Source organism: Mumia zhuanghuii (assembly GCF_042681565.1).
Taxonomy (GTDB): Bacteria; Actinomycetota; Actinomycetes; order Propionibacteriales; family Nocardioidaceae; genus Mumia.
Genome location: NZ_JBHUFT010000008.1, coordinates 2,414,842 through 2,434,521, shown reverse-complemented (window position 1 = coordinate 2,434,521; position 19,680 = coordinate 2,414,842). Strand labels below are relative to the sequence as shown.

Below are 19,680 nucleotides of genomic sequence, written 5' to 3'. Positions count from 1 at the left end.
GGAAACACCCGGCAACATTCCGAACCCGGAAGTTAAGCCCTTCAGCGCCGATGGTACTGCACGGGAGACTGTGTGGGAGAGTAGGACGCCGCCGGACAATATTTAGGCCGTAGGCCGTCACCAATGGTGACGGCCTACGGTCATTTTTGCGTTCCCTCCCGGCATCTTTCGCGGGTCCCGCAGAAGACGAGCTGGTGCTCAGTCCCAGCGACGCATGACCATGCCCACGCGGGGCTTCGGGCGGAACCACGAGGACTTGTGGGGGAGCAGCCGCCCCGACGTCGCGGCGCGGGTGACCGTGGCGAGCGTCGGGGTGGCGAGAAGCAGAGCGACACCGCCGGCCTCCTCAGCTGCTCTGGCGGCGCCACGGAGGTCCGGGTCATAAGCGACCGCGTCGGACTCGAGACCGTGGTGCGGCGTGAAGACGTCCTCGACCCAGCGCGGCGCGCACTCGTACGCATCCACGCCGAGGAAACGACGACCGTCCGTCAGGACGCATCGCGACTCTCCGACCGAGACGAATCCTTCGGCCGCATCGGCGTCTGCGAGCTCGACGACGGGCAGCGGGAGCCCCTTGAGCGCCTCGTCGAGATCCATGTCGGAGACGACCCGGTGGATCGGTCCGACGCTCACCGACGGCCGGTCGAGGACGAGGGTGAGCGCGAAGCGCCCTGCACGCTCGGGCGACGTCCGCCAGGCCGCGTACCGGTGGTGGCCGTCGGCGATCACGAGCGACTGCTCAGCGAGGCGCGCGGCGAGCGCGGCGGTGATCGAGGGGTCGGAGACCGCCCAGACCTCGTCGCTGCGCCCGGGGGCATGCGCCGTGTGGTCGGCGGAACGGGACACCACCGTGTCGAGCAGCGGTGCGACCGGCGCGTCGGTCGTGTACGCCGTGATCGGCTCCCACTGGGCGCGGGTCGCCTCCGCGAGGCGCGCCTGCCTGATCGCGTACGCGGCGATTACGTCCTCGTGGGGACGCAGCCGTCCGGACTCGAGGTCGACCAGTGCCATGACCCCAAGCGCCTCGCGGCCGTCCTCGACGGTGCGGGAGGCGTAGATCGCCGGCTCGGGATCTTCGCCGAGGACTCCGTCGGCGAGCCAAGCCTCCGCCGTCCGCGCTGCTGTCTGGGGGTCGTTGTCGCGGAAGGCGGGTTCGAGAAGTCGGAGAACGTGGTGCGCCGGCAGCTCCGCCGGGAGGTGGGACCAGCTGACGCCGGGCACATAGGTGCGGGACGAGACGACCTCGTCGCCGCCCCGGAAACCCACAGCCCTGAAAGGGCGGATCACGCCGTTGTCCACCGGTGCATCGTAGGCCAGTGCTGCGGGGCCTACGCTGGTCGGCGATGTCTGACCACACGAATCCCCCTGATCCTCGCCGACGCGCCGTCCACACCCTGGCGGCGTGCGACACCGCGCTGCGCGAGGCGTACGACGTGGCGATGCTCGACCTCGACGGGGTCGTCTACCGCGGCGAGGACGCCGTCGACCATGCTGCTGACGCGCTCGCCGAGGCCGCGGATGCCGGGATGCGGCTGGCGTACGTGACGAACAACGCCTCTCGTACGCCGTCCGACGTCGTCGCGAAGCTGCGCGGACTCGCGATGCCGACGGACGACGACAGCGTCGTGACGTCGGCTCAGGCAGCCGGGCGACTGGTCGCCGACGCCGTTCCTCGAGGCTCTCGGGTGCTGGTGGTCGGAGGGGCGGGGCTCGTCGAGGCTCTCCAGGAGCACGGTCTCGTACCGGTGAGCAGCGCCGAGGACGCGCCGGCAGCCGTCGTCCAGGGGTTCTCACCCGAGCTCGACTGGGCGCAGCTCGCCGAGGGGGCGTATGCGGCGGCGAGCGGCATCCCCTGGATCGTCAGCAACATGGACGGGTCGATCCCGACCGCGCGCGGTATGGCGCCCGGCAACGGGACGCTCGTCGCCGCCGTCGCGACGGCCTCGGGCCGCGTCCCGGAGGTCGCCGGCAAGCCGTACGCGCCGCTCTTCGACGAGACCGTCCTTCGTGTCGGGGGCGAGCACCCGCTCGTGGTCGGCGACCGGCTCGACACCGACATCGAGGGCGCCAACAACGTCGGCGGCGACAGCCTCCTCGTCTTCACCGGCGTGTGCGACCTCGACACGGTCGTCGCGGCCACGGCGTACGCGCGGCCGACGTTCCTCGCACCCGACCTCCGTGGGCTGGCACTGCTTCAGCGCGCCGTCACGGTCGACGGTCTCGAGGCGGCGCGGTGCGGAGGCTCCGCTGTCCTGTGGCACGAGGGTCGTCTCGTCGTCGACGGCTCCGCCGCGCCGGAGGATGCACAGGCCGCCGTCGACCTCCTTCGAGCGGCGGTGGCCCTGGCATGGCACCACCGAGACGAGGTCGGGGGCGAGACGTTCGACCGACTCGACGTCTCCGACGTGCGTGACGCGCTCGGTCAGTGGGGAGTGCGATGATCGACAGGCCGACACGAAGGAGCACGCGATGACCGAAGGCGGAGCCGCAGACCACGACGAGCCTGCACGCGACCCACGGGTCGACGCCGTGCTGAGCGACCTCGAGCGGCTGGCCGACCTGCCCGTCGAGTCGCACCTCGAGGTGTACGAGGCGGTCCACGCCAAGCTGCGTGAGGTGCTGCAGACCGCGGGCCAGGCCCCCGGTCCTCGCCCGCCGACGCCGCCTGGCCCCACGCCCCCACGGCCCGAGGCCCCGTGAGCAGGCGCCTGCGCCTCGATGCCGAGCTCGTCCGCCGCGGACTTGCCCGGTCGCGCGAGCAGGCCAGCGACCTGATCGCGCAGGGGCGCGTGTCCGTGGCAGGCGCACGGGCGGGCAAGGCGGCGACCCAGGTGACCACGGACCAGGCGATCGTGGTCCGCGACGCGCAGAGCGACCCCGGCTATGCGTCTCGTGGGGCGTACAAGCTCCTCGGGGCCCTCGAGGCCTTCGAGCCGCTCGGCCTGACGGTCGAGGGTCGTCGGTGCCTCGATGCGGGCGCGTCCACCGGCGGGTTCACCGACGTCCTGCTGCGGCGTGGCGTACGCGAGGTCGTCGCGGTCGACGTCGGCTACGGCCAGCTCGTGTGGGCGCTTCAGCAGGATCCTCGCGTCGACGTCCACGACCGGACGAATGTCCGTGACCTCGAGCCCGAGGCGCTCGGCGGTCTCGTCGATCTCATCGTGTCCGACCTGTCCTTCATCTCGTTGACGCTCGTGATGCCTGCCCTCGCCCGCGTCTGCGTGGACGACGGCGACATGGTGCTGATGGTCAAGCCGCAGTTCGAGGTGGGAAAGGATCGCGTCGGCAAGAAGGGCGTGGTGCGTGACCCGGATCTTCACGTCGACGCCGTCCTCGGGGTCTGCGCTGCCGCTGCGGCGACGGGCTGGGGGACCCGCGCGGTGGCGGCGAGCCCGTTGCCCGGCCCGACCGGCAACGTCGAGTACTTTGGGTGGTTCCGGCGCGACGCCGCTGAAGTCACCGAGGACGAGGTGCGCGCTGCGGTGGACGCGGGACCGCTGGGCCGGCCGAGTGGAGGGGAGCAGCGATGAGCACCGAATCCTCGATGCCCGGCACGCGACGCGTGCTGATCCTCGCCCACACGGGGCGCGAAGAGGCCAACAAGGTCGCCGCGGAGTTCGCTCAGGCGATGGTCGCCGAGGGGATCGCCGTCAGGGTCGTCAACGAGGATGCCGCGGCGCTGGAGCGCTGGGGGCTTCCGGACGCCGAGGTCGTGCCCGTGACGGTCGACGCCGGGCGTGACTGCGAGCTGGCCGTGGTCTTCGGCGGCGACGGGACGATCCTGCGGGCGGCCGAGCTCGTCCGCGAGTGCGGCACGCCGCTCGTCGGGGTCAACCTCGGCCACGTGGGGTTCCTCGCCGAGGCGGACGTCGACGACCTCGACTACACGGTGCGACGCGTCGTGGCCCGTGACTACACGGTCGAAGAGCGGATGACCGTCGACGCGCGGGTCTTCGTCGACGATCGCGAGGTTGCGCGCAGCTGGGCGCTCAACGAGGCCACCGTCGAGAAGGCCTCCCGCGAGCGGATGCTCGAGGTCATCGTCGCGATCGACGACCGCCCCGTCTCTCGCTGGGGCTGCGACGGCGTCGTCTGTGCGACCCCGACAGGCTCCACGGCCTACAACTTCAGCGCCGGCGGCCCGGTCGTCTGGCCCGAGGTCGAGGCGCTGCTGATGGTCCCCATCAGCGCCCACGCCCTCTTCGCCCGCCCGATGGTCGTCTCTCCGACGTCGCTCCTGGCGATCCAGGTGATCCCCGAGGCGCCGGCGTCCGGGGTGCTCTGGTGCGACGGCAGGCGGACGTACGAGCTGCCGCCGGGCGCCCGTGTCGAGGTCAGGCAGGGTGAGAAGTCCATCCGGCTCGCCCGGCTGCACCAGGCCCCCTTCACCGACCGGCTCGTCCGCAAGTTCGACCTGCCCGTCAGCGGCTGGCGAGGCGCTGCGGCCCTTCGGCGCACCGAGGAGGCATAGCCCGTGTGGCAGGAGATCCGACTGTCCTCGCTCGGTGTCATCGCCGACGCTGAGCTGTCCTTGGGCCCCGGCCTCACGGTGATCACCGGCGAGACCGGTGCCGGCAAGACGATGGTCGTGACGGCGTTGGGCCTGCTGAGAGGTGCCCGTGCCGACGCGGGGCTCGTCCGCCACGGCGCCGACCGGCTCCGTGTCGAGGCGACCGTCGATGTCGGTGGTCTCGCGCCGGTCCTCGCGGTGCTCGCCGAGACGCCCGCCGAGCTGGAGGGCGACGAGCTCGTGGTGGCCCGCACCATCGGCCGCGACGGGCGGTCACGGGCCTACCTCGGGGGTTCTTCGGTTCCGGCCGGCGTGCTCGCGCGGGTCAGCGAGCAGCTCGTCGCCGTGCACGGCCAGTCGGACCAGCACCGTCTGCTCCGTACGGGCGCGCAGCGCGAGGCGCTGGACCGGTTCGGCGACGTCGCGGCGATGCTCGCGGAGTACGCGCCGGCGTACGCGCGGCTGCAAGAGGCCCGGCGTACGCACGAGGAGCTCGTCGCTGCCAGCCAGGAGCGGCTGCGCGAGCTCGACGTCCTCCTGTTCGGTCTGGACGAGATCGCCGGGGTGGCGCCGGAGGAGGGCGAGGACGAGGCCCTGCGTATCGAGGAGGGTCGCCTCGCGCACGCGGAGTCTCTGGTGGTGGCCGCCGCACAGGCGCACACGCTGCTGTCGGAGGTCGACGACGACGCCGACGTCCTCGACCTGCTCGGCCGGGCCGGTGCGCTCCTCGACGGGGTCCGTGAGCACGACCCGGCACTCGACGTCCAGGCACGTCGCCTGGAGGAGGTGCGCTTCACGGTCAGCGACGTCGCGGCCGAGCTCGCGTCGTACTCCGACGGTGTCGAGGTCGACCCGGCCCGCCTCGCTGCGGTCACGGAGCGGCGAGCGGCGCTGGCGGGGCTGACCCGCAAGTACGGTCCGGGGCTGGACGACGTGCTGCGGTGGGCCGAGGACGCGCGGGAGCGGACCAAGGCGCTCCGGGGCGACGACGAGCGGATCGCGGCGCTGCGCGACGAGGTCGTCGCGCTCGAGGGCGAGCTCCTCGCCCGGGCCGCCGAGATCAGCGAGCGGCGCCGCGACGCCGCGGGACGGCTCGCCGCCGCGGTCGGTTCTGAGCTGGAGGCGCTCGCGATGCCGCACGCGCGGATCGCGGTGGAGGTCCGTACCCCCGAGACCCCTGAGCCGTCCGACCTGGGCCCGGACGGTGTCGACGACGTCGAGCTGCTGCTGGCGGCCAACGCTGGCGCCGCGCCTCGACCCCTCGCCAAGGGGGCCAGCGGCGGCGAGCTCTCGCGGGTGATGCTCGCCCTCGAGGTCGTGCTCGCCGACAAGGCGAGCGTCCCCACGTTCGTCTTCGACGAGGTCGACGCCGGCATCGGTGGCAAGGCGGCGATCGAGGTCGGGCGGCGGCTGGCCCGACTCGCCGCTAACGCCCAGGTCCTCGTCGTCACGCACCTCCCGCAGGTCGCGGCGTTCGGCGACCGGCACTACCACGTGCTGAAGTCCGACGACGGCACCGTGACCACCAGCGGGGTCGCGCTCCTCGATGACGACGAGCGGGTGGCCGAGCTCTCGCGGATGCTGGCCGGGCTCGAGGGCTCTGCGACCGCTGAGGCGCACGCTCGCGAGCTCGTCGACCTCGCCGCCGAGGACCGCGCGTTGCGCTGAGCGGGGTCGGAACACGCCCGGGGCGCGTCCTGCAGGGTTCGTGGAGCCCGCGGTGGCAGCATGACGACAGTGAGCCTGCTGAACCTTCGCCGGACGGCCCCTGACACCGAGCTCGACGTCACGGGGCCCGCACGCCTCGTGCGCAGCGCACGTGACGTGCGGCGCGTCCGCGTCGGCGACGTCGCCGTCGTCGACCTGCCGGACCTCGACCGTACGACCGCCGAGGCACTGCGTTCGCGTGGTGCCGTCGCCGTGGTCAACGTCGTGCCGACGAGCACCGGCCGCTACCCGAACCTCGGGCCTCAGGTCCTGGTCGGTGCGGGGGTGCCGCTGATCGATGCCGTCGGCACCGATCTGTTCACACGCGTCAAGGACGGCGACAAGGTCGGTCTCGACGGCGCCACGCTCGTACGGGGAGAGGACGTCCTCGCCGAGGGCACGCTGCTCGACGACGAGCTCGTTGAGCAGATGCTGAGCCGAGGCCGTACGGGGATGTCCGTGCAGCTCGAGACGCTGGCGGCCAACAGCGGCGAGTACTTGCGTCGCGAGCACGCCCTCCTGCTCGAGGGCGTCGGTGTCCCCGAGCTCGCAACGTCCCTGGATGGCCGCGAGGTCGTCGTCGTGCTTCCCGGCCCGCAGGCGGCGAGCGAGCTCAAGACGATGAAGCGCTACCTCAAGGAACGCAAACCGGTGCTGATCGGTGTCGACTCCGGCGCGGATGCCCTGGTCACCGTGGGCTACGACCCTGCGGTCGTGGTTGGCGACATGTCGCAGATGAGCGACCGTACGCTGCGCGTCGCGGGAGAGGTCGTCGTGACCGAGTCCCGCCGCCACCTCGAGACCGAGGAGCGCCTGGAGCGCCTCCAGCGGACGGCGGTGGAGTTCCCCGGCACGAGCGGCTCGGAGGAGGCAGCGCTGCTGCTGTCCGACGCGCGCGGTGCGCGGGTGGTCGTGACGGTGGGCGGCTTCGGCAGCCTCGACGAGTTCCTCGACTCCGCGCGCTCCGGCGGCGCGACGCGCTATCTCACCCGGCTGCGCCTGGGCGCGAAGCTCGTCGACGCGCGGGCGATGGTCGGGCTGCACCGGCCGCGGTTCACGCTCTTCCAGGTGCTCCTCGTCCTCTTCGTCGCCATGGTCGCGCTGGGCGCGGCGCTCGCGACGACAGCAGTCGGGGCGGAGTGGTTCGAATCAGCCCGCGACCAGATCACCTCCACCGTTCAGGAGATCCGAGGCTGATGCCGATCCGCTCGCTCGTCGTCGTCGGCGCCTCCCTCGTCATCGCTCTGGCCGGCGGCATCGCCCTCGGAACCGGTGTGCTCGCCGGCGCGGAGCCGGAGCCTGCTGCGGCGGATCGTCCCGCACCGAGGGCGACTCCTGAGGACACCGCCGCTCGCAAGGTCGCCGATGCATACCGCGGGTCGCTCGGCACCACGCCCGTCGCCGGCCGTCTCACCGGCAAGTCCGTCGTCGTCGTCACCCTCCCCGGCGTGCCGAAGAGCTCGGTCGACGCCGTGGGCACGGCGCTCCGTGCGGCCGGCGGCTCGGTCGTGGGGACGGTGGCGCTGACCGACCGCCTCCTCGACCCGGCCGACCGGCAGTTCGCCAGCGGCATCGCCCAGCAGGCGCTGAAGGGCGTCCCTGACACCGAGGCCAAGGGGCTGGCCAACTACGAGCTGGTCGCCACTGCGCTCGGTCGAGGCCTGTCGGCGACGCAGACGTCGCCCCCTGACGCGCATGCCCAGACCATCGTGTCGGCGTTCGTTGAGGGCGACCTGCTCGTCTCCGACCCCATGCCGACCCACCGCGCGCAGCTCGCCGTGATCGTGGCCGGATCGAGCGAGGCCTTCTCGTCGGGCCGCGGCGAGCTGCTCACGACGCTCGCCGCCGGGCTGGACACGGCCGGGACAGGCACGCTCGTCGCCGGACCGGTCGGGTCTGGTGTCCGCGGGGGAGCGGTCGAGGCCGTACGAGACGGCGTCGCCGCCGACTCCGTCTCCACCGTCGACATCGTGGGCGTCCCGTTCGGGGACGTGGCGACGGTCCTCGCCCTGCAGCGCGAGGCCGCCGGCACCGTCGGCCACTTCGGCACCGCCGGCGCCGACGGTGGCCCGCTCCCGCCGGCCGCGTGACCGTACGACCGGGTGCGCCGCAGGTCACAGCGGCGCGTCGTCGTGCGCGTGGCTTCCCTCGGCGCTGGCGGGAGTTGGTAGGGTGGAATTCCGTGAGCGTGTGCACTGGTCGGGCTGCTTCCTCCAGAGGTGCAGTCGTCAGGCGCGCAGCGTTCCAATGACCGCCCACACGATCACGGGAGTTCTCTTGGCAAACTCGGTGCCCACCAAGCACGTCTTCGTCACCGGCGGCGTAGCTTCTTCCCTGGGCAAGGGGCTCACGGCCTCCAGTCTCGGCCGGCTGCTCAAGTCCCGCGGCATGCGGGTCACGATGCAGAAGCTCGACCCCTACCTCAACGTGGACCCGGGCACGATGAACCCGTTCCAGCACGGCGAGGTGTTCGTCACCAACGACGGCGCGGAGACCGACCTCGACATCGGTCACTACGAGCGCTTCCTCGACGAGGACCTCGTCGGTCGCGCCAACGTGACCACGGGCCAGGTCTATTCCGAGGTCATCGCGCGCGAGCGGCGCGGCGACTACCTCGGCGACACGGTCCAGGTGATCCCGCACATCACCAACGAGATCAAGGACCGCATGCTCTCGATGGGCGGTCCGCACGTCGACGTCGTGATCCACGAGATCGGCGGCACGGTCGGCGACATCGAGTCGCAGCCGTTCCTCGAGTCCGCACGGCAGGTCCGCCACGAGATCGGACGCGACAACTGCTTCTTCCTCCACGTCTCGCTCGTGCCGTACATCGGTCCGTCGGGTGAGCTCAAGACCAAGCCGACCCAGCACTCGGTCGCCGCGCTGCGCTCCATCGGCATCCAGCCCGATGCGATCGTCTGCCGCTCCGACCGTGAGATCCCGGCCAACGTCAAGCGCAAGATCTCGCTGATGTGCGACGTCGACGCCGAAGCGGTCGTCACGGCGGCCGACGCGCCGTCGATCTACGACATCCCCAAGGTGCTGCACGCCGAGGGCCTCGACGCGTACGTCGTCCGGCGCCTCGACCTGCCGTTCCGTGACGTCGACTGGACCCAGTGGGACCAGCTGCTGCGCCGCGTCCACGAGCCCGAGGAGGAGGTCACGGTCGCGCTCGTCGGCAAGTACGTCGACCTCCCGGACGCCTACCTGTCGGTCGTTGAGGCGCTGCGTGCAGGCGGCTTCCAGCACGAGGCAAAGGTCCGCGTGAAGTGGGTGCCGTCAGACGAGTGCAGCACTCCGGCCGGCGCCCAGCAGTGGCTCGGCGACGTCGACGCGATCTGCGTGCCCGGCGGCTTCGGCATCCGCGGCATCGAGGGCAAGCTCGGCGCGCTGACCTGGGCACGCGAGCACAAGGTTCCGACGCTGGGTCTGTGTCTCGGCCTGCAGTGCATGGTCATCGAGTACGCCCGCCAGCGCGCCGGCATCCCTGATGCGAGCTCGACCGAGTTCGACCCGGCGACCGATCAACCGGTCATCGCCACGATGGCGGAGCAGGAGGCCTTCGTCGAGGGCGCCGGCGACCTCGGCGGCACGATGCGCCTCGGTCTGTACGCGGCGCGGCTGACGCCAGGCTCGGTGGTCTCCGAGGCGTACGCGGCGACCGAGGTCTCTGAGCGGCACCGGCACCGCTACGAGGTCAACAACGGCTACCGCGACGCGCTCGAGAAGGCCGGGCTGCAGTTCTCCGGTGTCTCGCCCGACAACCACCTCGTCGAGTTCGTCGAGCTGCCGCGCGAGGAGCATCCGTACTACGTCGGCACTCAGGCCCACCCCGAGCTGCGGTCGCGCCCGACCCGTCCGCACCCGTTGTTCGCGGGGCTCGTCGCGGCGGCGATCGACCGCCAGCGCGAGATGCGGCTGCCCGTCGACGAGTCGGGGCTGCGGCGCCGTCCGGCTGAGACCCACGCGTGAGCACGGCGGCAGCGGGCCCGGGCAGGGCCCCTCACCCGGACCTGCCCGGCCTCCTGCTGAGTGCGGGCGAGCGGCTCGGCGACCGTGCCGAGTCGTGGCCGGTCCGCGCGAGCGAGACCCCGTTCGCGTCGTCGTTCGTGGACGTGGTCCTCGACGAGGTCGAGACGCCCGAGGGTGGTGCCGTCCACCGCACCACGGTGCGCCACGACGACGCCGTCGGCATCGTCGTGACGGACGACCAGGGGCGGGTGCTGCTCCTTGAGCAGTACCGCCATCCCGTACGCCACCGCCTGGTCGAGCTCCCGGCGGGCCTGCTCGACGTGGCGGGCGAGGCGCCGCGTGAGGCAGCGGTCCGTGAACTCGCCGAGGAGACCGACCTGGTCGCCTCGTCGTGGGAGCCGCTGGTGACGCTGCGCTCGTCGCCGGGCTTCACCGACGAGCGCGTCGAGGTCTTCTGGGCGCGCGGGCTGGAGGCGGTCTCGGACGACGCCCGTACGGAACGGCTCGACGAAGAGGCCGACATGACGGCAGTGTGGGTTCGGCTGGAGGACGCGGTCGCGGCCGTGCTCGACGGCCGGATCACCAACGCGCTCGCGGTCGCCGGACTCCTCGCGTGCCACGCGAGGGCACACAGGGGTGCCGACGCCTAGGATCGGCTGTGTCATGACGGGCGGCCCGGGGAGGAGAGCACGATGAAGGTCGGTGTCCCACGCGAGGTCAAGGTCCACGAGTACCGCGTCGCGATCACCCCCGCCGGGGTGCGCGAGCTGCGGGAGGCCGGGCACGAGGTGCTGATCGAGGCCGGTGCGGGGGAAGGCTCGTCGATCCCCGACGACGAGTACGTCCGTGCCGGGGCCGACATCCTGCCCGGTGCCGACGACGTCTGGGCAGCCGCCGACCTGGTGCTCAAGGTCAAGGAGCCGATCCCCGAGGAGTACGCACGGCTGCGACGTGACCAGGTGCTCTTCACCTACCTCCACCTCGCCGCGTCGCGTGAGTGCACCGACGCGCTGGTGGAGTCGGGCACGACCGCGATCGCGTACGAGACCGTGCAGACCGCCGACGGCGCGCTGCCGCTGCTGGCGCCGATGAGCGAGGTTGCCGGCAAGCTCTCGGCGCAGGTCGGCGCGTACCACCTCCTGGCGCCGGAGGGTCGCGGTGTGCTCATGGGCGGTGTGCCCGGGGTGCACCCCGCCGACGTGGTCGTCCTCGGCGGCGGCGTCTCCGGACGCAACGCGGCCGCTGTCGCTCTCGGGATGGGCGCGCGGGTCTCGCTGCTCGACATCAATGTGGCACGCCTGCGCCAGCTCGACATCGAGTTCGGTGGTCGTATGCAGACCGTGGCGTCCAACCGCTACCAGGTCGAGGGCGCGATCGCCGACGCCGACCTCGTCATCGGGGCCGTGCTGGTGCCCGGAGCCAAGGCCCCCTGTCTGGTCACCCACGAGATGGTCGCCGCGATGCGCCCGGGCAGCGTGCTCGTCGACATCGCGATCGACCAAGGCGGCTGCTTCGAAGACTCGCGTCCCACCACGCACGTCGAGCCGACGTTCGTGGTTGAGCAGTCGGTGTTCTACTGCGTGGCCAACATGCCCGGCGCCGTCCCGCACACCTCCACGTACGCGCTCACCAACGTGACCCTCCCGTACGTGCTCGCGCTGGCGGACGCCGGCTGGCGCGACGCGCTGCGGGCCGATCCCGCCCTCCGTGCCGGACTGAACGTGCACGACGGGCGGGTCACCAACGAAGGCGTCGCCGAGGCGCACGGTCTGGCGTACGTGACACCGGACGAGGTCGTGGCCTAGGTGGCCGACGACGACCGGACCCCCGTCGGTCGACTCGTCGAGGAGTACCTCAGCCACCTCGCGATCGAGCGCGGCCTCGCGGCCAACACGCTGACGTCGTACCGGCGTGACCTGCGCCGTTACGTCGCCTACCTCGACGCCCGCGGCATCGAGGGCGTCGACGAGATCGCGGAGGCAGATGTCACCGAGTTCCTCGTGCACCTGCGCGAGGGCGACGAGGATCATGTGCCGCTGTCCGCCCCGAGCGCGGCGCGGACGCTCGTCGCGGCGCGCGGGTTCCACAAGTTCGCCGTGCGCGAGGGCACCGTCGGACGGGACGTGGCCGCCGAGGTCAAGCCGCCCACACCGCCACGCCGGCTGCCCAAGGCACTCGCTGTCGAGGAGGTCGAGGCGATCCTCGACGCGGCGGGATCGGCGGGTACGGGGCTCGCGGCCCGTGACCGCGCGCTGCTCGAGCTGCTGTACGGCACGGGGGCGCGGATCTCGGAGGCCGTCGGGCTCGACGTCGACGACCTGGACCTGGAGTCCGCTCAGGTGCTGCTGCGCGGCAAGGGCGGCAAGCAGCGCGTCGTGCCGGTGGGACGGTTCGCCGTCGACGCGGTTCGGTCGTACCTCGTTGACGTGCGGCCGAGCCTGGTGAGCGCCCGCGACAACGGGGGAGCGGTGTTCCTCAACTCGCGCGGTGGACGGTTGTCGCGGCAGAGCGCGTGGACGGTGCTGGCGAAGGCGGCTCAGCGGGCCGGGATCGCGGTCGACGTGTCGCCCCACACCCTGCGCCACTCGTTCGCGACGCACCTGCTCGACGGTGGCGCCGACGTCCGCGTGGTGCAGGAGCTGCTCGGGCACGCGTCGGTGACGACCACCCAGGTCTACACGCTGGTCACGATCGACAAGCTCCGCGAGGTGTACGCGACGGCCCACCCGCGCGCCCTCGCGTGACCTCCCGCCCCGAGAGACCTTCCGCCCCGCGATTTGACGGGTTATCCACCGAATCGGGTGCAGCAAAGGGTGGGAAACCCGTCAAATTGCGGGGCGTACGCCGACACTCCGCGCGGCGTGGCGGAGGAGACTTGTCGACTTGCTAGAGTCCAAACAGCCATCTTCATGGGATCGAGTGCGCATGAACCACACCAGTGATCTGCTCGGCGACCTCGGACCGTCGACCAGCGCCAAGAACGGGCCGACCGGCCGCCCCCTACCTGACTTCCCCCAGCCGGGCCCCCCGAGCGGAGGCCCCGCCTATGTCATCGCCCTGTGCAACCAGAAGGGCGGAGTCGGCAAGACCACCACGGCGATCAACCTCGGTGCCGCGCTGGCCGAGACGGGCCGGCGCGTGCTGTTGGTCGACTTCGACCCTCAGGCGTCGATGACGGTCGGGCTGGGCTTCCCCGCGCACGATCTCGACGCGACGGTCTACCACCTGCTGATGCACGACGACGTCGAGGTGTCCGACGTCCTCCTCAAGACCCGTACGGCCAACCTGCACCTGCTGCCGTCCAGCATCGACCTGTCCGGCGCCGAGATGCACCTGGTCCACGAGGTCGGGCGCGAGCAGACCCTCGCGCGGATGCTGCGCCCGGTGCTCAACGACTACGACGTCATCCTCATCGACTGCCAGCCGTCGCTCGGCCTGCTCGCCGTGAACGCGTTGACCGCCTGCGACGGCGTCCTGATCCCGTTGGAGTGCGAATACTTCGCCCTGCGCGGGGTCGCCCTGCTCAAGGAGACCATCGAGAAGGTGCGCCAGCGGACCAACTTCGATCTCGAGATCATCGGTCTGCTCGGCACGATGTACGACAGCCGCACCCTGCACAGCCGTGAGGTGCTCCAGACGCTCGTGGACGGGTGGGGCGACAAGGTCTTCCACACCGTGATCCGGCGTACGGTGAAGTTCTCCGATGCCACGGTCGCGGGCGAGCCGATCACCGAGTTCGCCTCCGACTCTCCGGGTGCCGATGCCTATCGTCAGCTTGCGCGGGAGGTGCTCGTCCGGTGCCCCGGCGTGTGAAGCTGCCTGGCGCCGACGAGCTCTTCCGACCGACCACCGCTGAGGCCGCGTCGGAGGCTGCTCCCGCGGCCGACGCGTCGACCGACGACGGTGCCTCCTCGGGACGCTCGAGCGGACGGGTGAAGCACGACAGCAAGGTCACGGTCTACATGACCTCGGACGAGCTGCTCGACCTCGAGCACACGCGCCTCGAGCTGCGCCGCGACCTCGGCCAGACCCTCGACCGGGGCCGGCTGATCCGCGTCGCCCTCGCGATGGCGCTGGCCGACTACGACGAGAACGGCGCCGACAGCGAGCTCGCCCGACGACTCGGGGCCACGTGAGCGGACCCGAGGTCGGCGAGCAGGCGAGCTCGACAGGGTTCGTCGTCCACCTCGACGCGTACGAGGGGCCGTTCGACCTGCTCCTGCAGCTGATCGCGAAGCACAAGCTCGACATCACCGAGATCGCACTGTCCAAGGTGACCGTCGAGTTCATCGCGCACCTGAAGGCGATGGGTCCGGACGGCGACCTGGAGCAGACTACGGAGTTCCTGCTGGTCGCGTCGACGCTGCTCGACCTCAAGGCCGCGCGGCTGCTGCCGCAGGCCGACGTCGAGGACGAGGACGACCTGGCGCTCCTGGAGGCGCGTGACCTGCTGTTCGCGCGCCTACTGCAGTACCGCGCGTTCAAGCTGGTCGCCGCACGGATGCGCGAACGGCTCGAGGAGGAGTCGAAGCGGTTCCCCCGCGACGTGGCGTTGGAGGAGCGGTTCGCGACGCTGCTGCCCGAGGTGCTCATCAGCGTCGGTCCGGAGGAGCTGGCCATGCTCGCCGCGAAGGCGATGCAGCCCAAGGTGCCGCCGCTCGTGTCGCTCGCGCATCTGCACGCCCCGCAGGTCAGCGTGCGGGACCAGGCCGTCGTGGTGGTCGAGCGGCTGCGCCGCGGGACGTCGCTGACGTTCCGGACGCTGGTCGCGGACGCCCCGGACATGCTCACGAAGGTGGCGCGCTTCCTTTCGCTGCTCGAGCTGTTCCGTGAGGGGGTCGTCGCGTTCGACCAGGTGACCCCGTTGGGGGAGCTGACGATCCGCTGGACGGGATCCGAGGACGGTGAGGTCGAGGTCAGCACGGAGTTCGACGAAGACGACGAGGCGGCCCAGGAGGCCGCAGGTGAGGATGGCGATGGACGAGACTGACGCGACGGAGCCGAGTGGCGCGGAGGCGCCCGCGTACCCGCTGCGCCCTGCGCTGGAGGCGGTCCTCATGGTGGCCGACCAGCCGCTCGACCACCTCACGCTCGCCTCGGCAGTGGGGCACCCGCCCGCCGATGTCGAGACCGCGCTCGTCGAGCTCGCACGGTCCTACGACGACGAGGAGCGCGGGTTCGCGCTGCGGCAGGTCGCCGGCGGCTGGCGGTTCTCCACCCGCGACACGTATGCCGGCGCGGTGGAGCGGTTCGTCCTGGACGGGCAGCAGGCACGGCTCACCCAGGCGGCGCTGGAGACGATGGCCGTGGTGGCCTACCGCCAGCCGATCTCGAGGGCGCGCGTGTCGGCGATCCGCGGCGTCAACGTCGACGGCGTCATGCGCACGCTCGTGACCCGTGGTCTGGTCGCGGAGGCCGGCGCCGACAATGAGACAGGGGCGGTCTTGTACGCGACCACCCCGTACTTCTTGGAGCGGATGGGGCTGGGCAGCCTCGACGAGCTGCCCGACCTGGCGCCGTTCCTGCCGGAGATGGAGGAGATGGGCGACCCGGAGGGTCTCGGAGCGCCGGTGGAGGGGTCTGGACAGGCTCGACCGGCGGACGTACAAGGAACAGAGGAGGACGCGTGAGCGAGTTGCCCGAAGGCATCCGTCTGCAGAAGGTGCTGGCCCAGGCAGGGGTCGGTTCGCGGCGTGCCTGCGAGATCCTCATGGAGCGCGGCCGGGTGTCGGTCAACGGCGAGGTCGTCACCCAGATGGGGCGCCGGGTCGACCCCCGTACGGACATGATCCACGTCGACGGCAAGCGCATCCCGCCCGCGTCGGACCACGTCTATCTGGTCCTCAACAAGCCCCGCGGCGTCGTCTCGACGATGAGCGACGAGCAGGGCCGCCCGGACCTGTCCTCGTACGCGGCCGACCGTCCTGAGCGGCTCTTCCACGTCGGCCGGCTCGACACCGACACCAGCGGGCTGCTGCTGCTCACCAACGACGGCGAGTTCGCCAACCGGATGGCGCACCCGTCGTTCGAGATCACCAAGACCTACGTCGCCGAGGTGGAGGGCCAGGTCGCCCGTGGCCTCGGCCGCACGCTGCGCGACGGCATCACGCTCGACGACGGGCCTGTCCAGGTGGACCGCTTCGTCGTGAAGCAGATGGCAGCCGACCGCAGCATCGTCGAGCTCGACATCCACCTCGGCCGCAACCGGATCGTCCGCAGGATGCTCGACGCCGTCGGCCACCCCGTCGTCCGGCTGACCCGTACCGGTTTCGGGGGCATCCACCTGGGCGGCATGAAGCCGGGCGACCTCCGAGAGCTCACGTCGGACGAGCTCGGGGTCCTGTTGGATAGCGTGGGGCTGTGAGTGCCGACGCCCAGCCCCGTACGATCGACGGCCCCGCCCTCGTGGTGGGGTGCGGGCTCGTCGGCACCTCCGTCGCCCTCGCGCTGACGCGTGCTGGCGTGCCGGTGCACCTGCGCGACCTCCAGCACGACCACGCCCGTACGGCCCAGATGCTCGGCGCCGGCACCGTGGACGAGCCGGAGTCCGTGGCCCTCGTCGTCGTCGCCGTGCCGCCGGACTTCGTCGCCGAGGTCGTCGCGGACGCCTTGGCGGAGTGGCCCGCAGCGGTGGTCACCGATGTCGGGAGCGTCAAGCTCCCGCCCCTCGAGGCGCTCGCGTCGGCCGGTACGGAGGGGCTGGAGCGCTACGTCGGGAGCCATCCGATGGCCGGCAGCGAGCGCTCGGGACCGACTGCGGCCTCAGAGACGCTGTTCGAGGGCCGGGCGTGGGCCGTGACCCCGCACGCGGCTGCGTCGGAGGTGGCCCTCGAACGCGTCCGTGATCTCGCACACGTCGTGGGCGCCACGCTGGTCGAGATGCCGCCGGACGAGCACGACCTCGCCGTCGCGCGGGTCTCGCACCTGCCCCAGGTGATGTCCGTCCTCACCGCGTCGCGTCTGCACGGTGGCCCGGCCGACCACCTCGCCCTCGCCGGGCAGGGCCTGCGTGACGTCACCCGGATCGCGGCCAGCGACCCCGTGCTCTGGCGCCAGATCCTGCACGCCAACAGGCTCCCGCTGGCCGAGCTGCTGCGCGGCGTGCGCGACGACCTCGACGAGCTGCTGGACGGCATCGAGCGGGGCCACGTGATCGAGGACGTGCTCGGCCGGGGAGTCGCGGGGACCCGCCTGATTCCGGGCAAGCACGGCGAGGAGCTCACCCCTGCGCTGACCTCTGTGTTCGTCCAGGTGCCCGATCAGCCGGGCGAGTTGGGGCGCCTCTTCCGTGATACGGGAGAATCGGGAGTGAACATCGAAGACCTGCGTATCGACCACGACCTCGGCCGCCCGGTGGGCGTCGCCGAGATCGCGGTGCGCTCCGAGCGTGCCGAGGAGCTCACCGTCGCGCTCACCGAGCGCGGATGGACCACGCACCTATGACGAACAGCTCGATGAGAACAGCTCAACGAGTACCCCTGTGAGAAAGGTTGGCCCCGTGCCCCCAGCAGTCATCGCCCTCGACGGCCCTTCCGGATCGGGCAAGTCGAGCACGGCGCGAGGCGTCGCGACGCACCTCGGCCTGGCGTACCTGGACACCGGGGCGATGTACCGCGCCATGACCTGGGCGGTGCTCGAGCGGGGCGTCGACGTCGAGGACCCGGTGGCCGTCGCCGCCGCCGCGGCCGACGTCGACATTCTCTCCGGCACCGACCCCCAGGCGCCGACGATCGCGGCCGACGGCGTGGACGTGTCCGGGCCGATCCGCACCCAGCGGGTCACCGACGCGGTCAGCCAGGTGAGCCGCGTGCCCGAGGTGCGCCAGCGGCTCGTCGCCCTCCAGCGCGAGACCATCGCTGCGTCGGACGGGATCGTCATCGAGGGCCGCGACATCGGGACGGTCGTCGCCCCGGATGCGCGGCTCAAGCTCTTCCTCGTGGCCGACACCGCTGCGCGCGCCGCCCGCCGTGCGGCGGAGCAAGGACAACCGGAGGCCGCGCACGTCGAGGCCACCGCCGCTTCGTTGCAGCGACGCGACGCGATCGACTCCTCGCGTACGACGTCGCCTCTGGCCAAGGCCGACGACGCGATCGAGCTCGACACGACCCATCTGACTCTCGACGAGGTGATCGACGAGGTCGTTCGCCTCGCGGCGAAGGCCCTACCCGATCTCGGAGGAACCACTTCATGACCGAAACTGCCACCGAAGGGGGCGCGCTGCGTGTCCCCGTGCTTGCCGTCGTGGGCCGACCCAACGTCGGCAAGTCGACGCTGGTGAACCGTATCCTCGGCCGCCGCGAGGCCGTCGTGCAGGACGTGCCGGGCGTCACCCGTGACCGTGTCTCGTACGACGCCGAGTGGAGCGGCCGCGAGTTCACCGTCGTCGACACCGGCGGCTGGGACCCGGACGCGAAGGGCCTGGCCGAGCGCATCGCCGCTCAGGCCGAGGTTGCCGTGGCCGCCGCCGACGCGGTGCTGTTCGTCGTCGACGCGACGGTCGGCATCACCGACGCCGACGAGGAGGTCGTGAAGGTCCTGCGGCGTTCGGGTAAGCCCGTCATCCTGGTCGCCAACAAGGTCGACGACGAGCGCGGCGAGCTGGAGGCCGCGGGTCTGTGGAACCTCGGCCTGGGCGAGCCGTTCCCGGTCTCCGCGCTGCACGGGCGCGGAGCGGGCGACCTGCTCGACATCATCCTCGACGTGCTTCCGGAGGCGCCGCAGGAGACTGACGACGAGGACGAGGGCCCGCACCGCATCGCGCTCGTCGGCAAGCCCAACGCGGGCAAGTCGAGCCTCCTCAACAAGCTCGCCGGGTCGGAGCGCGTCGTCGTCGACAGCGTCGCCGGCACGACCGTCGATCCCGTCGACGAGCTCGTCGAGCTCGGGGGAGAGGTGTGGCGGTTCATCGACACCGCCGGCATCCGCAAGCGCGTCAAGGAGGCGTCGGGCCACGAGTACTACGCGAGCCTCCGTACGACCACCGCGATCGAGCGCGCCGAGGTCGCCGTCGTCGTCCTCGACTCCAGCGAGTCGATCTCCGAGCAGGACCTGCGGATCATCCGTCAGGTCGAGGAGGCCGGGCGCGCGCTAGTCATCGCGTTCAACAAGTGGGACCTCGTCGACGACGAGCGTCGCTACTATCTGGACCGCGAGATCACCCGCGAGCTCGTCCAGGTCCAGTGGGCGCCGCGCGTCAACATCACGGCGCTGACCGGCTGGCACGTGGACCGGGTCGTCCGGGCGCTCAACACGGCGCTCGACGGCTGGTACACCCGTGTGCCGACCGGCCTGCTCAACGCGTTCCTCGGTCGCCTGGTCGCCGAGCACCCGCACCCCGTCCGCAGCGGCAAGCAGCCCAAGGTGATGTTCGGGACGCAGGCGAGTGTGGCTCCGCCGACGTTCGTCCTGTTCACGTCGGGCAAGCTCGAGGACCAGTACCTGCGGTTCATCGAGCGCCGCCTGCGCGAGGAGTACGGGTTCGAGGGCTCGCC

General features: G+C 71.5%; 20 protein-coding genes and 1 rRNA gene. 20 read left to right on the top strand and 1 reads right to left on the bottom strand.

Annotation, left to right across the window (positions count from 1 at the left end):
- A 5S ribosomal RNA gene (rrf, locus tag ACFSDF_RS20355) occupies window positions 1-97 on the top strand; the annotation flags it as partial.
- Window positions 98-198: 101 nt separating this feature from the next.
- On the opposite strand, the gene ACFSDF_RS20350 is transcribed toward rrf, so the two are convergent.
- On the bottom strand, window positions 199-1,299 hold the full coding sequence (locus ACFSDF_RS20350) for a DUF1015 family protein (RefSeq protein WP_167251117.1): 1,101 nt from the start codon (window positions 1,297-1,299) through the stop codon (window positions 199-201).
- A 44-nt stretch (window positions 1,300-1,343) separates the two neighbouring features.
- Between ACFSDF_RS20350 and ACFSDF_RS20345 the strand changes: the two genes are divergently transcribed.
- From ACFSDF_RS20345 to der, 19 genes are all read left to right on the top strand, one after another.
- Window positions 1,344-2,441, top strand: a complete 1,098-nt coding sequence (locus tag ACFSDF_RS20345; protein WP_167251115.1) for an HAD-IIA family hydrolase — start codon at window positions 1,344-1,346, stop codon at window positions 2,439-2,441.
- A 28-nt stretch (window positions 2,442-2,469) separates the two neighbouring features.
- On the top strand, window positions 2,470-2,700 hold the full coding sequence (locus ACFSDF_RS20340) for a hypothetical protein (RefSeq protein WP_167002431.1): 231 nt from the start codon (window positions 2,470-2,472) through the stop codon (window positions 2,698-2,700).
- The gene (locus ACFSDF_RS20335; RefSeq protein WP_377159032.1) at window positions 2,697-3,530 is read left to right on the top strand and encodes a TlyA family RNA methyltransferase; all 834 of its coding nucleotides are present in this window, start codon (window positions 2,697-2,699) and stop codon (window positions 3,528-3,530) included. Before ACFSDF_RS20340 ends, ACFSDF_RS20335 begins: the two co-directional genes overlap by 4 nt.
- A complete protein-coding gene (locus tag ACFSDF_RS20330) occupies window positions 3,527-4,471 on the top strand; it encodes an NAD kinase (RefSeq protein ID WP_167002435.1) in 945 nt (314 codons plus the stop codon). The genes ACFSDF_RS20335 and ACFSDF_RS20330 overlap by 4 nt, the downstream gene beginning before the upstream one ends.
- Before the next feature lie 3 nt (window positions 4,472-4,474).
- Window positions 4,475-6,178 carry a DNA repair protein RecN gene (gene recN / locus ACFSDF_RS20325; RefSeq protein ID WP_377159030.1) on the top strand — a complete coding sequence of 568 codons (1,704 nt, stop codon included), beginning with the start codon at window positions 4,475-4,477 and terminating at the stop codon, window positions 6,176-6,178.
- 60 nt (window positions 6,179-6,238) lie between these two features.
- Window positions 6,239-7,414 carry a putative cytokinetic ring protein SteA gene (steA, locus tag ACFSDF_RS20320; protein ID WP_377159028.1) on the top strand — a complete coding sequence of 392 codons (1,176 nt, stop codon included), beginning with the start codon at window positions 6,239-6,241 and terminating at the stop codon, window positions 7,412-7,414.
- Window positions 7,414-8,307 carry a copper transporter gene (locus ACFSDF_RS20315; RefSeq protein ID WP_167002441.1) on the top strand — a complete coding sequence of 298 codons (894 nt, stop codon included), beginning with the start codon at window positions 7,414-7,416 and terminating at the stop codon, window positions 8,305-8,307. The genes steA and ACFSDF_RS20315 overlap by 1 nt, the downstream gene beginning before the upstream one ends.
- A 157-nt stretch (window positions 8,308-8,464) precedes the next feature.
- Entirely contained in the window at window positions 8,465-10,189 is a 1,725-nt protein-coding gene (locus ACFSDF_RS20310) for a CTP synthase (RefSeq protein WP_167002443.1), read from the top strand.
- Complete coding sequence (locus ACFSDF_RS20305; RefSeq protein WP_208322313.1) at window positions 10,186-10,839, top strand: NUDIX domain-containing protein; 654 nt, start codon at window positions 10,186-10,188, stop codon at window positions 10,837-10,839. Before ACFSDF_RS20310 ends, ACFSDF_RS20305 begins: the two co-directional genes overlap by 4 nt.
- Window positions 10,840-10,881: 42 nt before the next feature.
- Window positions 10,882-11,994 (top strand): alanine dehydrogenase, encoded by a 1,113-nt coding sequence (gene ald, locus ACFSDF_RS20300; RefSeq protein ID WP_167251107.1) that lies wholly within the window; start codon window positions 10,882-10,884, stop codon window positions 11,992-11,994.
- A complete protein-coding gene (gene xerD / locus ACFSDF_RS20295; protein WP_167251105.1) occupies window positions 11,995-12,933 on the top strand; it encodes a site-specific tyrosine recombinase XerD in 939 nt (312 codons plus the stop codon).
- A gap of 181 nt (window positions 12,934-13,114) precedes the next feature.
- On the top strand, window positions 13,115-14,002 hold the full coding sequence (locus ACFSDF_RS20290) for a ParA family protein (RefSeq protein WP_167002449.1): 888 nt from the start codon (window positions 13,115-13,117) through the stop codon (window positions 14,000-14,002).
- Complete coding sequence (locus ACFSDF_RS20285; protein ID WP_167002451.1) at window positions 13,987-14,325, top strand: hypothetical protein; 339 nt, start codon at window positions 13,987-13,989, stop codon at window positions 14,323-14,325. Before ACFSDF_RS20290 ends, ACFSDF_RS20285 begins: the two co-directional genes overlap by 16 nt.
- Window positions 14,322-15,179 carry a segregation and condensation protein A gene (locus tag ACFSDF_RS20280; protein ID WP_167251103.1) on the top strand — a complete coding sequence of 286 codons (858 nt, stop codon included), beginning with the start codon at window positions 14,322-14,324 and terminating at the stop codon, window positions 15,177-15,179. Before ACFSDF_RS20285 ends, ACFSDF_RS20280 begins: the two co-directional genes overlap by 4 nt.
- Window positions 15,166-15,819 carry an SMC-Scp complex subunit ScpB gene (gene scpB / locus ACFSDF_RS20275; protein WP_167002455.1) on the top strand — a complete coding sequence of 218 codons (654 nt, stop codon included), beginning with the start codon at window positions 15,166-15,168 and terminating at the stop codon, window positions 15,817-15,819. The genes ACFSDF_RS20280 and scpB overlap by 14 nt, the downstream gene beginning before the upstream one ends.
- Complete coding sequence (locus tag ACFSDF_RS20270) at window positions 15,816-16,553, top strand: pseudouridine synthase (protein ID WP_377159022.1); 738 nt, start codon at window positions 15,816-15,818, stop codon at window positions 16,551-16,553. Before scpB ends, ACFSDF_RS20270 begins: the two co-directional genes overlap by 4 nt.
- Window positions 16,550-17,632, top strand: coding sequence for a prephenate dehydrogenase (locus tag ACFSDF_RS20265; RefSeq protein WP_167002459.1), 1,083 nt, complete (start codon window positions 16,550-16,552; stop codon window positions 17,630-17,632). The genes ACFSDF_RS20270 and ACFSDF_RS20265 overlap by 4 nt, the downstream gene beginning before the upstream one ends.
- Before the next feature lie 55 nt (window positions 17,633-17,687).
- On the top strand, window positions 17,688-18,380 hold the full coding sequence (cmk, locus tag ACFSDF_RS20260) for a (d)CMP kinase (RefSeq protein WP_377159020.1): 693 nt from the start codon (window positions 17,688-17,690) through the stop codon (window positions 18,378-18,380).
- Window positions 18,377-19,680: ribosome biogenesis GTPase Der (gene der, locus ACFSDF_RS20255; RefSeq protein ID WP_377159018.1), on the top strand; the 1,304-nt coding region annotated here is incomplete at its 3' end. The genes cmk and der, both read left to right, overlap by 4 nt.